Below are 12,672 nucleotides of genomic sequence, written 5' to 3' on the forward strand. Positions count from 1 at the left end.
GTTGAATTTGACTGAAAAATCTACCATTACAAATGAAATGAATACAATGGAAGCTGTTGTAAAAGTACTTGAGGAATCAGAAATTGAATATCTTTTTGGGATGCCAGGAGGTTACATGGGTGAATTATATGATGCAATATATGATTCTTCGGTAAAGCCAATTCTAGTAAGACACGAACAGATTGCAAGTATAATGGCAGAAATCTATGGTAGGTTAACAGGTAAGCCAGGTGTGTTTACTGCACAAGGTGCATGGACCATTACAAATGGTTTAATGGGACCTCTTGAAGCGATCCAAGGAAGTTCACCAATGTTAATATTAACAGACATGACTGATAATGCACCATATTCTCATCATGGTTCATACCAAGTAGGTACTGGCGAATACGGTGGCTATGATGTTAAAAAAGTGATGGAAGCTACTATGAAATATTCAACTGTTGTTCATAATCCAGCACAAGCAGTTCAAAGTGTACAATTAGCTATTAAACATGCGATAGAAGGAAATAGAGGTCCAGCAGCTATTGTGTTTCATAGTTCAGCTATTAATGGAAAAGTAAATCCAAATGCCTCTCCTAGTATCTATAATACAAAAAAATATTTTGTAAATCAATATAATACGCAAGATAAAAACTTGTTAAGCAACGCATTAGTGAAGTTAAAAAATGCTCACAATCCATTTATAATTGCTGGTAGTGGTGTTAAGGTTTCTAATGGATATGAAGAACTTCAAAAGATTGCTGAATTATTAGGTGCTCCAGTAGGAACAACCGCACAAGGAAAAAGTGCTATTAAAGAAACGCATCCAAATTCAGTTGGAGTTATTGGAAACTGGGGACAAGAAGTTGGGAATAAACTTTTATCAGAATCAGATGTCATTTTGGTTATTGGTTCTAAATTAGCGCCAACAGATACATGTAATCATGCAAAAGAGTTAATCGACCCTGAGCGACAAACGTTAATCCAAATTGACATAGAACCTAAACATACTAGTTGGACTTTCCCAATCGACATCCCGATTGTTGGAGATGCAAAGAATATACTATCAGATATGATTACGTTGTTAAGTGATGAAGTTAAAATGGATGTGGATACGGTCAAAAAAAGAATGGATAGAATAACAAACATGAAAGATGAAATGAATTTTATGTATGCAGAAGAAATGAATTCAGATGAGAAGCCAATAAAACCTCAAAGACTATTGAAAGAGATTAATGATTTTATTGATGAAGATACAATGATCACTCTTGATGCAGGAGAAAATAGGGTATATACGGTTCATTATTTTAAATCGAAAGCTCCTGGTAGCATAATATTACCTGGTTCTGCAGGAGGGATGGGTTATGCAGTTCCTTCTGCATTAGCAACGAAATTAGTAAATCCAAATAAAAAGGTCATGGCAATCGCGGGTGATGGGGGATTTGCAATGACAATGAATGGTTTAATCACGGCAGTGCAATATAACATTCCAATAGTAACAGTTGTAATGAATAATTCAGCTTTAGGATGGGTTAAAAATGCGCAAGGGGATCGATTAATAGCATCAGAATTCAAGGAAACTAATTTTGCAGAAATGGCGAAATCTATGGGTTGCTTAGGATATAAAGTGGAAAATCCAAATGATATACAGTCAACATTGGAAAAAGCATTTTCATCTGGTAAGCCTGCAGTAATTGACGTTCGTACAACTGATAAGGAAAGTTACCAAAAAGTAATGTATGATTTAGCAACCTCTTTAGAGGACTAGATAAGATTTTAAATCCCTCCTAAGTAGGTACGTATAGGAGGGATATATGTTTGTGTTTCTAACTGTATGAAAGATTAATGAAATAATTAATTATGAGAAAGGGTGTTTCCATGAAAGCTGTAGTGGTGAATGAGGAAACTTCAGGTTTATATATTGACGAGGTAGATAATCTGGATATAAAAGAACATGAAATTAAAGTAAAAGTAGTAGCTACTGCTATTAATAGGGCTGATATATATCAAAGAATGGGCCTTTATCCTCCTCCTAAAGGCGAAAGTGAAATTTTAGGGTTAGAAATGTCTGGGTTTATTATAGAAGTCGGAAACAGAGTAGAAGATTTAAAGGTTGGGGATAGAGTATTCTCATTATTACCAGGCGGTGGATATGCTGAAAATGTCGTCATACACGCAAAAAGTGCAATGAAAATTCCCGAAGGTATGACGTATGAAGAAGCTGCTTCAATACCAGAGGCATTTCTTACAGCTTATTTAAATTTAAAGCTTGTAGCCAATGTGAAAAAAGATGAATTTGTTTTAATTCATGCTGGAGCAAGTGGTGTAGGTACTGCAGCTATTCAAATTGCTAAAGAACTAGGAGCAAAAACGATTGTTACAGCTGGCTCACAAGAAAAATTAGATAAATGTAAAGAACTGGGTGCAGACTACGTGATTAATTATAAGTTACAAGACTTTTCTAAGAAGGTTTTAGAAATTACTGGTGAGGGTGTTCATGTCCTATTAGATTTTATTGGTGCTTCTTATTGGGAAAAAAATAGCCAATCTATCTGTAAAGGAGGAAGGTGGGTCTTATTAGGTTTGCTTGGTGATAGTAAAATTGAAAACTTTGATTTGGGTATAATTCTTCAGAAAAATATTAATCTAATCGGATCAACATTAAGATCAAAATCTGCTGACTTTAAAATTCAATTAACGCAAGATTTTGAACAATTCTCAAAGGACAGATTTGAAAATGATAGATTAAGAACTGTAATAGATAAAGTATTTAGCTGGAAAGATGTTGAGAAAGCGCATGAGCATATGAAATTAAATAAAAATATTGGTAAATTGATTTTACAAATTGATTAAAATGTTGGAGGGGAGTATGAACTTAGATAATAGACAAATTTTATTAGCATCTAGACCTAAAGAAATGATTCAATTGCAAAATTTTGAAATAACAAATACTGTAATCACGTCAATTCAAAAGGAACAAGTGTTAGTAAAAAGTTTGTATCTATCAATAGATCCTTATATGCGAGGCAGGATGAATAATGAGAAATCATATATTGCTCCATTTAATATCGGAGAGCCATTGAAGGGGAGGGTAATTGGAGAGGTTGTAAAATCAAACCTACAAACATTTAAGGTAGGAGATTTAGTTACCGGAATGTTAGATTGGGCTGATTATACCTTAGCCAATGAAGAAGAATTAAAAAAATTAGAAGACGATATCCAACCAATTACTACACATCTTCACATTCTTGGTATGCCAGGTTTAACTGCTTATTTTGGGCTGACTAAAATCGGTAAACCTAGAAAGAATGAGACATTTGTAGTCTCGGGCGCAGGTGGAGCAGTTGGCATGATAGTAGGACAACTAGCTAAATTATACGGATGTAAAGTAGTGGGCATAACTGGTTCTGAGTACAAAAAAAGGTATTTAAAAGAAGTGCTACATTTCGATCATGTTATAAATTATAAAATCGATAACTTGAAAAAAGAATTAAAAAAAGTGTCTCCAGATGGAGTAGATATTTATTTTGATAACGTTGGTGGAGAAATTTCAGATGTAGTTTGTTTGCAAATGAATTTTCATGGACGTGTCGTTTTATGTGGACAAATCTCTCAATATAATAATGGTACAATTGAATTTGGACCAAGATTATTTCCGTATTTTCTTACAAGAAGTATAAAATTAGGAGCGTTTATTCTTCGAGATTATAATAGTGAATTTGTTACTGCAAAAAGAGAATTATTAGAGTGGTTTAATGAAGGGAAGTTATTGCATAAAGAACACCTAATTGAGGGTCTAGAAAATGCACCTAATGCATTAATTGGTTTATTTCAAGGGGACAATATAGGTAAGATGCTTGTTAGTGTAAATTAACAAGGTTTTCGAGGATTGGTGGTGCTTGTTCAAGCGCTTCACAATAAAAGTATTGATAAAACTCTTTTTTAGTTTTAATAAACCATATGAAAATGAATCGTACTTCAGATGAAAATTCTTAAACAGTAGAAGAATTGGAATCATATAATCCAAGGCAGCTTTTACAAGTTGATTGTAAAGGCTGCCTTTTCATTCCTCTATGTTTTTATTCACAGCAATCCCCATTTACAAGAAACTATAATAAAAATTGATAATGTATGCCTATGCGAAAAAGTATGATGCCGAGGAAGTATGGCTTCTCTATCCAGTCAATGAAGAGATGAAAGACGCAGCCCAGATAGAGTTTAGAAGTGAGCTTGCGGATAATGTGGTGGTGAGTCTGTATTTCGTTGATGTGACGAATGTGGAACAGAGTTTGATGGGGTTGAGGGAGAAGATGAAATCTAATGAAATCACGTAGAGTTATTGTAGGAATGAAAAGTTCTTTGTTGGGAATCGGTATATAGAAAGTAATTGATAGACAATAATGTTACAAACTGAAATTAGGCAACGTTACCATTAGGATAAAGAGAGGTGACATGGTGAACAGTCTCAACTTAACAAATTTTCATGAACGTGAATTACACCCTTTTTTAAATTATTATTTATATCATGAATTAGAAATTGCAGCAAAAACGATTTATCAGGAACGTTCTATAAATACGACAAAAGGTGAAAATGAGTGGATTCACCCGGATATGGTTGGATATAGTATTACAACATCGAACTGGAGCGAAAAAGTCGTCTCCCTTGCTGAACACTATAATATATCTAAGGTAGTTTTGTATTCTTTCGAGCTTAAAAAGGAAATCACCATGTCGAATTTGCGAGAGGTCTTTTTCCAAGCTGTTTCTAATTCAAGCTGGGCCAATGAAGGATATTTAGTAGCAGCACAAATAAATACTGATGATATAAAGCTAATGCAGAAAATGGCTCGTTTATCAAACTCTTTTGGAATTGGCATTATTCAATTGAACTTAGTAGACCCTAGTGCTTCTAAAATACTTTTAAGTGCAAAAAGAACAGATGAAATCGATGGGGATACGGTTAACAATCTTTTTGAGATTAATAAGGATTTTAAAGATTTTTTATCTGATGTAGAAAGCGGAGTAAAGATAAATCGGGTAGTGCATTACCATTTAGATGAGGTAAAGACCCTAAATGAATTAAAGGGCGTATTAGCGAGCTTAGAAGAAAATGAGGTAACGCCTGACATACCTGTACAAGATACAACTCACTTAAATGATACAACAGAAGTATTAAGTTGGAATGATAATGTAACTGGTAAAAAACCAATGAGTATAGTGATAGAAGAAAAGGTATATGAAGCCACTAGCTGGAAACAAATTTATATTATTTTCTGTAAATACCTTTGTATTGTTAATCTAGAACGGTTTAAGAATACAAAGTTAAAAGGAAAGAAACGGGCTTACTTTTCAAGTAAGGATAATGAATTACGAGTTGCTTATTATTTAGAAGAAGCAGAATTATATATGGAAGTAAACCTAAGTGCACAATCCATTATCAAAAATATCCGGGCTCTAATGGTAGAGTTTAATATGGGCTCTGATAGTGTGAGGATTGTCTTGGAACATAGTTCAAATTAAATCATCTACTACGTAGTAAGCCTCTGTATGATTTCATGGCATATATCCGTCAAATCTATCGATAGAGCTCGTCTAACTGAACGTAACGTTGATGAGACCGAATTGCCATTGGCTTAATAAGGACGTAATGCAAGCGAGAGAAGGCATAATGTCTTCTCTTTTTTACTACCAGAAAATAGCTTAATCGAGGAAGTGCAATGGCTTCGCACACTACACGTCTAACAACAGAAAATCACTGTCGTTAGACTCAAAACAAGGTAGTGGCTACGCTCATTGCTTTAAGTAAAAAAAAATTCATATTTTACTATAGGAGGGATACGCATGGACTGGATTACGATGGTGGCAGAAGTGAGCTTTCCAATTCTAGTAACGTTCTACTTGCTTAATAGAATTGAAAGCAAGTTAGAACACCTTTCCCGTACAATTTCAGAACTTGCTAAGCAAGTGAATACGAGTAATGACCACAATCCAAAGCTCATTCATGGAAATAGAAGCTCAATTTGAGCTTCTATTTTTTATATACATATAAATATAGATAGTAAAAGTAGGATCGAACAGTACAAGCTTAATACTTTGAACTCATGCTAAACCTAAGTGGAAAATAGAAAAACACAAAGAATAAACCCTCGCACCTAAGCAGTATTCCCAGAATTTGATTTAGTCTCCATCTGCCACTTCGATAATGTCTCACATAATTTATTAAGCAGTTCCCTCGGATAACGTTCCATATTTATCATTGTATAATCGGCAAACATTCTCGTATGCCCAGTCAATATCTTCGGAAAGCCTACGTATCGACACGCCTTTAGTATCGCAAAGGGGTTTTTGCGGGTAGTGACGGGAGAACAGAACAGGTATTAGGTCGTCTATTTACACTTTGATTTTTTGTGTTATTTTGGAGGAAATTTCATCACTAGAATTGATAAAATTTGTCGCAGATGTCTAACTCCAGCGCCTAGCCCCTCGAGCTCACCTGCAAGTTCCTTTCTTCGGTATCAAAATATATCATTTTTAGATATAAACACTTAATTACATTGATTAATAAGTATTCAAATAAACCATATTTGTGTATCGAAAATCTAGGAAAAGGACAAGACTCTATACTTTTTATCCCGTCTAACTGGTGCTAGGACTCCCACTTCAAGGCTTTGAGAAGTGGGAGATAAGTGCCAGTAACAACCCGATTGGTTCAACTATATTAAGTGGGGGATGAAAGAAAAGCCCACTTAATGAAGTTTCATTTTATAAGCAATTTCTAAGTTTTGGGCTGGTTGGCAAGTTACCAAAGCTAACCCCGGGCAATAGATTACTTGTATAGGCTGAAGGGGGTGAGAAAATGGGTAGGCGAATAAAGCATACTGAACGTGACGTGGATGCATTAGCAAGGCTCATGCTAGCGGAGGCGGTCGGTGAGGGAGCCGAAGGGATGGACTTGGTAGGAACGGTTGTGGCCAATCGGGTCGAGGCAGATTGTGAGCCGGACTTCAGAAATTTGCGCACTATCAAACATGCCATCTATCAAACCATTCCGGGAACTGGAATTCCTCATTTCGAGCCTGTTTTAAATGGAGCATTGTATACACAGCGTCCCAATGAAGAAGACCTCCAAAGGGCCAGGAATTTGTTGAATGGTCATAGGAATCCTCGAGCGAGAATGAATTTGTGGTTTTTTAATCCGAGTCCGGGGCAAGCATACCGCGATCCTTGTACCCCTACGATGCCAAGATCCCCCATGACGCAGTTCGAATTTGCTTACAAGAATCATTGCTTCTATGTCGCTGTTCCGGGCTACTGCCCAGAGTTTTATAGATGAAGTAATTAAGGAGATGATTTTTTCATGACATATGGAAACTCTAGTTATTATCCGATGAACTATTCTGCTGGTTTTTATCCCACTCCGATGATGGGGGGGGATACCGCACAACAACCAAGCGGCTTCCCGGCGGATATGCCTTCCGGACCTGCGTATTCTGTGCCAGTGGTTCCGATGGGGACTGGGCAGCAGCTACCGACAGGCGTGGTGGAAGAATCATTTATCGAAAATATCCTGCGTTTCAACAAAGGGAAAGTTGGTACATTTTACTTTACTTACCAAGGTAACAACGAATGGAATGCAATGGTTTACCACGGGCGTGTTGAAACCGCTGGCCGTGACCATATCATCATTAGCAACCCCACCACCGGTAAACGCTACCTGCTATTGATGGCAAATCTTGACTGGGTAGAATTTGAAGATCGAATCAACTATCCTCACGTGGAAATTAGTCCAGCTGTCCAGGCATCCTTGGATACATCGGAGTGATGTTGTAGAACTCTAAAAATGCGGCTTTTGGGAAGACGGTGTAATCGACACCGTCTTCCTTTTATTTTGGTTAATTTTCTTTAGGTCTTCTATAAAAAAACAAACAAATTTATAAGTGGATAAAAAATTCTGAATATTAATGGACGATCGTAAATAATATTAAACAAAATCAACAAAAAACAAAATAATTCCACAAGTAAAAATGTTACTTAATGTGGAGTTCGTAAAACTAATTAGTTAAATGAGTAGAGGTCTTAAGTATTAAATGAACTTCATGAAGTAGAATTGAGAAAATCAAAATACTAGATAAATATATGTAGGTGAGTCTTATGTCAATTTCATTTGAAAAAAGAAAAGATATTATCATGGACATTATTCACAAGGATGATCGTGTAAGAATTATAGATTTAATAAAGGTTCTTGGTGTTTCAGGAGAAACCGTAAGACGAGATCTAGACAGGATGGAAAAAGAAAATTTATTAAAAAAGGTTCATGGTGGTGCTGTTAGAGAGAAAGGAGGATCTCAAGAAGCTCCCTTCGATAAAAAATCAATGGTGAAGTCCGAAGAAAAGCAAATGATCTGTAAAGCTGCAGCGGAATTAGTTGAGGATGGCGATATTATATTCATAGGTCATGGGACAACACCATTAGAAATGGTTCATTACTTAAAGGAAAAGAAAGGAGTAATCATCATTACGCCTTCAATGCCGATTCTTTTATTATGCCTCGAAGTCTTTGAGGGAAGAGTGATTTTTACAGGTGGAGAATTAGTACGAGAACAAAAATTAACGGCAGGACCAATAGCTGAAAATGTCATAGGTGAATTAAAGGCAAATAAAGCATTTATTGCAGCAGGTGGGATTTCTGCAAAAAGTGGAGTAACCGATTACGATTTATATGGTGCTACCCTTTCACGTAAAATGATGGAACGTGCTGACGAGGTTATTGTTCTAGCTGATAACACGAAGTTTGGTAAGACTACTTTTGCACATATTGCTTCACTATCTGAAATCTCCATTGTTGTTTCTGATAGTGGTTTTCCGAAAGAATGGGAGAAAATACTGGATTCATTTGAAGTTAACACAGTTGTAGGATAAAGGTTTCTTACAAATTCAAAAGTAGAAATAAAGGAGACAAGATGATGTTCAATCTACCAAAAGAACATGTACTCAAACAATCGATAGACTGGTGGAATCCTGGTAAAACTCGTCAATGGCAAGAAGATGGTATTGATTTTGTTATGGGGAAGAGAGAAGGTTATTACGTATATGACATGCATGGGAAAAGATTGATGAACCTTCATCTAAATGGTGGAACTTTCAATCTTGGACATCGAAATCCTGAAATTATTGAAACGTTAACAGAAGCTCTTGACTATTTCGATTTAGGAAATCATCACTTTCCTTCAATAGGACGTGCAAAACTTTCGGAGGCTCTTGCGAAAACAACTCCAGATAGTGTACGTTATTCGATCTTTGCAAGTGGAGGAAGTGAAGCAATTGATGCTGCTATTAAATGTTCACGCTATGCTACGAAGAGAAAAAAAGTAGTTTCTATTCAAAATGGTTATCATGGCCATAGTGGTTTAGCAGTTTCCCTAGGGCATGTGCGCTATTCTGGACCATTTTTAAGTGAAGGTGAGCCCGGTTTATTTATACAAGTACCTTTTAATGATTTAGATGCTATGGAGAGTGCGCTTAAAGAAGAAAATGTAGCTTGTGTTGTAATTGAAACCGTTCCAGCTACATATGGGTTCCCTATGCCAAATCCTAGGTATTTAAAGCGAGTAAAAGAACTTTGTGAAAGGTATGGAACGCTTTATGTTGCTGATGAAGTACAAACCGGTCTTATGAGAAGTGGCAAGATGTGGGGTATTGAACATTATAGTGTTCAACCTGATATTCTTGTGACTGCGAAGGGACTAAGTGGAGGAATTTATCCAATTGCCGCAACGATTGTAAGTGAACAGGCTGGAGGATGGATGCATGAAGATGGTTTAGCCCATATCTCTACCTTTGGTGGCTCTGAACTAGGCTGTATTGTAGCTTCCAAAGTATTGGAAATCTCTAGTAGGCCGGAAGTAATAAAGAATGTAGAATATGTATCTAGATATTTAAGAACTGGGTTAGAAAGAATTAAAGAAACCTATTCTGATTATTTTGTGGGAATTCGTCAGCTAGGTGTAATAATGGGACTTGAGTTTAGGGAGAAAGATTCAGCAAAAGATGTCATGCGTGAACTTTACAAAAATGGAGTTTGGGCTATTTATTCTATGTTAGATACGAAGGTACTCCAATTCAAACCAGGTCTGTTGCTAGATAAAGAGTATTGTGATGATTTATTAGAACGTTGCGAAAAAAGTATTAAGGAAGCAGCGTCTAACAGATAAAATAATCAAACTTTTAAAAGAAAGGGGTAGTATTATGAGTAATTCCCACTATGAGCCAATGAAACATTTAATCGAACATTTTCATTTGATAAGTCGACTAGCAATTTTTAAGTATCCAAATCATGATGATTTAGAAGTAAAGCTCTTGGATTATTCCGAAAACGCTACTTATTTGGTAAAAAACAAGAAAAATAACGAGAAAATGATTTTACGAGTTTGTCGACCTAATTATCACAAGAAAGGACAAATTAAAAGCGAGATAGAGTGGATGCTAGATATCGATAAAAACTCAGAAGTAGAGGTATCTTCCCCTATTCAAGGGAGAGATGGCGAGTATGTTCAAAGTGTCATTAGTCCTATAGATAACAATGAGTATTATTGTACGATGTATACCTTTCTTGAAGGCGAAGCACCTGATGAAAGTGATGAGGTAAATTTAATAAAACAATTTGAATTGTTAGGAGAAGTTACTGCTTCATTACACAATCATTCTGAGTCGTGGGATCGTGTCAATAGAATTGACCGTGACCCGTGGAATTACGAAACTATTCTTGGTGACAATCCAAAATGGGGCAAATGGGAGGATGGGAAGGCGATAACTCCGGAAAGAAAACTACTCTTTCAAAAGGTGTCCAATACAATTAAGAAAAGGTTAGAATTATTCGGTACATCAAAAGACCGCTACGGTTTAATTCATGCTGATTTAAGGTTAGCCAATTTATTAGTTCATGATAATCAAATTAAAGTTATAGATTTTGATGATTGTGGATTTGGTTGGTATTTATTTGATATTGGCTCAGCATTAAGTTTTATTGAGCATAAGCCTTATGTACCTGAGTTAGTTAAGGCATGGGTTAAAGGTTATCGAAAAAAACGAACCCTTTCATTAAAAGACGAGAAGGAAATTCCAACATTTATAATGATGAGGAGGCTTATGCTAATCTCCTGGATAGGTAGTCGTGATAATGAAACTACTAGAAAACTAGGAGAAACCTATACCATTCAGACAGATAATTTAGCAAATCAGTATTTGAAAGTGTTTAAAAACAACTAAATTTTTATAGAACCAGCCTGTATATGCAACTCATAATTCAAATATAAGGAGGAGTCTTTAATGTCGAACACTAAAGATTTAGAGCTCAAGAAAACGTTAACGCCCTTTCATCTTTGGGTCATTGGTGTTGGGATCGTAATCTCTGGTAACTTCTTTGGCTGGAATTTTGGATTAGCAGAGTCGGGTTATGTAGGAATGTTAATTGCAACTGCAATTATGGGTGTCATGTACTGGTTTATGTGTTTAGGTATATCAGAATTGTCTACTGCTTTACCTCATGCTGGAGGACCATACTCTTTTGCTAGAAGAGCAATGGGACCGTTAGCTGGGTACTTAACCGGAATCGGAGTCATACTGGAATACTTTATTGCCGCTCCCGTAATTGCCATTGGAATTGGAGCCTACATTAGTTTTCTTTTCCCAGTTAGTGCATTAGCCGCAGCAGCTGTCATGTATATCTTTTTTATGATTGTTCACATTTTGGGGATTAAAGAGTACGCACGTTTAGAAGCTATATTAGTATTTATTTCTTTAGCTCTTCTCGTTCTTATGTATTTTGTAGGTTTACCACAAATTCAAGTTGAGAATTTATTTGGATCAGGTGGAGAATCGTTAATTCCTGGTGGGTTTCAAGGCATTTGGGCAGCTCTTCCTTATGCTATGTGGTTATTCTTAGCAATTGAAATGCTTCCGATGTTATCAGAAGAAACTCGAAATCCGAAAAAAGATATGCCTAAAGGTATCATTTCGGGTATTGTCACGTTAATGATTTTATCAGTATTAACGACGACAGTAGCTATTGGTCTTGGAGGTATTGAATTATTAGCTACGGCAGAGGACCCACTACCAATTGCAGTAGCTGCAGCTTTCGGTAATACGTATTGGTTAGCTCAAATTCTAGCTTCCGTTGGTCTTGTAGGGTTAATTGCCAGTTTCTCGGGAGTTATCCTTGCCTATTCAAGACAAATTTTTGCCTTATCAAGAGCAGGTTATTTACCTGAAAAATTAGCATCACTACACAAAACGAGAAGAACACCATATCTTGCTATTATTCTACCAGGTATTGTGGGATTAATTTTGGTAGTTATGTTTAACCCAGATGATCTCATTTTAATTGCCACATTCGGAGCCCTTGTATCTTATATTTCAATGAACCTTTCCGTATTAATCCTTAGAAAGAAAGAACCTAATTTACCACGTGCCTACAAAACACCATTATATCCATTCACTCCAATCGTCTCTCTAATACTCGCTGTTATTGCGATATTTGCTAGTGTATTCGCAAATCTTACCTTTTTCTTCATAAGTATTTCCATTTTTGTTATAGCTATTGTTTATTATTTTGTTTATGCAAGACACCGAATAAATACGGATGCACCTGAAGAACAAATTCACACTATTGATTTTGATCAAGAGAATAAATAAGAT

Annotated in this window: 11 protein-coding genes; all 11 read left to right on the plus strand. The window is 36.0% G+C overall.

Going from position 1 to position 12,672, the window contains the following annotated elements:
• The first annotated feature begins 7 nt into the window (after positions 1-7).
• Positions 8-1,747: a thiamine pyrophosphate-binding protein gene (locus CD003_RS05860; RefSeq protein WP_096200102.1), complete on the plus strand. Its 1,740-nt coding sequence runs from the start codon at positions 8-10 to the stop codon at positions 1,745-1,747.
• Between the two features lie 110 nt (positions 1,748-1,857).
• Positions 1,858-2,832, plus strand: a complete 975-nt coding sequence (locus CD003_RS05865; protein WP_218838246.1) for an NAD(P)H-quinone oxidoreductase — start codon at positions 1,858-1,860, stop codon at positions 2,830-2,832.
• A 16-nt stretch (positions 2,833-2,848) separates the two neighbouring features.
• Complete coding sequence (locus CD003_RS05870) at positions 2,849-3,853, plus strand: NADP-dependent oxidoreductase (protein ID WP_096200106.1); 1,005 nt, start codon at positions 2,849-2,851, stop codon at positions 3,851-3,853.
• Positions 3,854-4,434: 581 nt separating this feature from the next.
• Positions 4,435-5,499, plus strand: a complete 1,065-nt coding sequence (locus tag CD003_RS05880) for a hypothetical protein (RefSeq protein WP_096200110.1) — start codon at positions 4,435-4,437, stop codon at positions 5,497-5,499.
• 321 nt (positions 5,500-5,820) lie between these two features.
• Positions 5,821-6,003 carry a YvrJ family protein gene (locus CD003_RS05885; RefSeq protein ID WP_096200082.1) on the plus strand — a complete coding sequence of 61 codons (183 nt, stop codon included), beginning with the start codon at positions 5,821-5,823 and terminating at the stop codon, positions 6,001-6,003.
• An 832-nt stretch (positions 6,004-6,835) separates the two neighbouring features.
• On the plus strand, positions 6,836-7,312 hold the full coding sequence (locus tag CD003_RS05890; protein WP_096200112.1) for a cell wall hydrolase: 477 nt from the start codon (positions 6,836-6,838) through the stop codon (positions 7,310-7,312).
• A 24-nt stretch (positions 7,313-7,336) separates the two neighbouring features.
• Entirely contained in the window at positions 7,337-7,801 is a 465-nt protein-coding gene (gerQ, locus tag CD003_RS05895) for a spore coat protein GerQ (RefSeq protein WP_096200114.1), read from the plus strand.
• Positions 7,802-8,130: 329 nt separating this feature from the next.
• Complete coding sequence (locus CD003_RS05900) at positions 8,131-8,898, plus strand: DeoR/GlpR family DNA-binding transcription regulator (protein WP_096200116.1); 768 nt, start codon at positions 8,131-8,133, stop codon at positions 8,896-8,898.
• Between the two features lie 44 nt (positions 8,899-8,942).
• Complete coding sequence (locus tag CD003_RS05905) at positions 8,943-10,190, plus strand: class-III pyridoxal-phosphate-dependent aminotransferase (RefSeq protein ID WP_257008207.1); 1,248 nt, start codon at positions 8,943-8,945, stop codon at positions 10,188-10,190.
• A 34-nt stretch (positions 10,191-10,224) separates the two neighbouring features.
• Positions 10,225-11,244: a phosphotransferase enzyme family protein gene (locus tag CD003_RS05910; RefSeq protein WP_096200119.1), complete on the plus strand. Its 1,020-nt coding sequence runs from the start codon at positions 10,225-10,227 to the stop codon at positions 11,242-11,244.
• Between the two features lie 60 nt (positions 11,245-11,304).
• On the plus strand, positions 11,305-12,669 hold the full coding sequence (gene eat / locus CD003_RS05915) for an ethanolamine permease (RefSeq protein ID WP_096200121.1): 1,365 nt from the start codon (positions 11,305-11,307) through the stop codon (positions 12,667-12,669).
• Positions 12,670-12,672 lie beyond the last annotated feature (3 nt).

The organism is Bacillus sp. FJAT-45350 (genome assembly GCF_002335805.1).
GTDB lineage: Bacteria > Bacillota > Bacilli > Bacillales > NISU01 > FJAT-45350.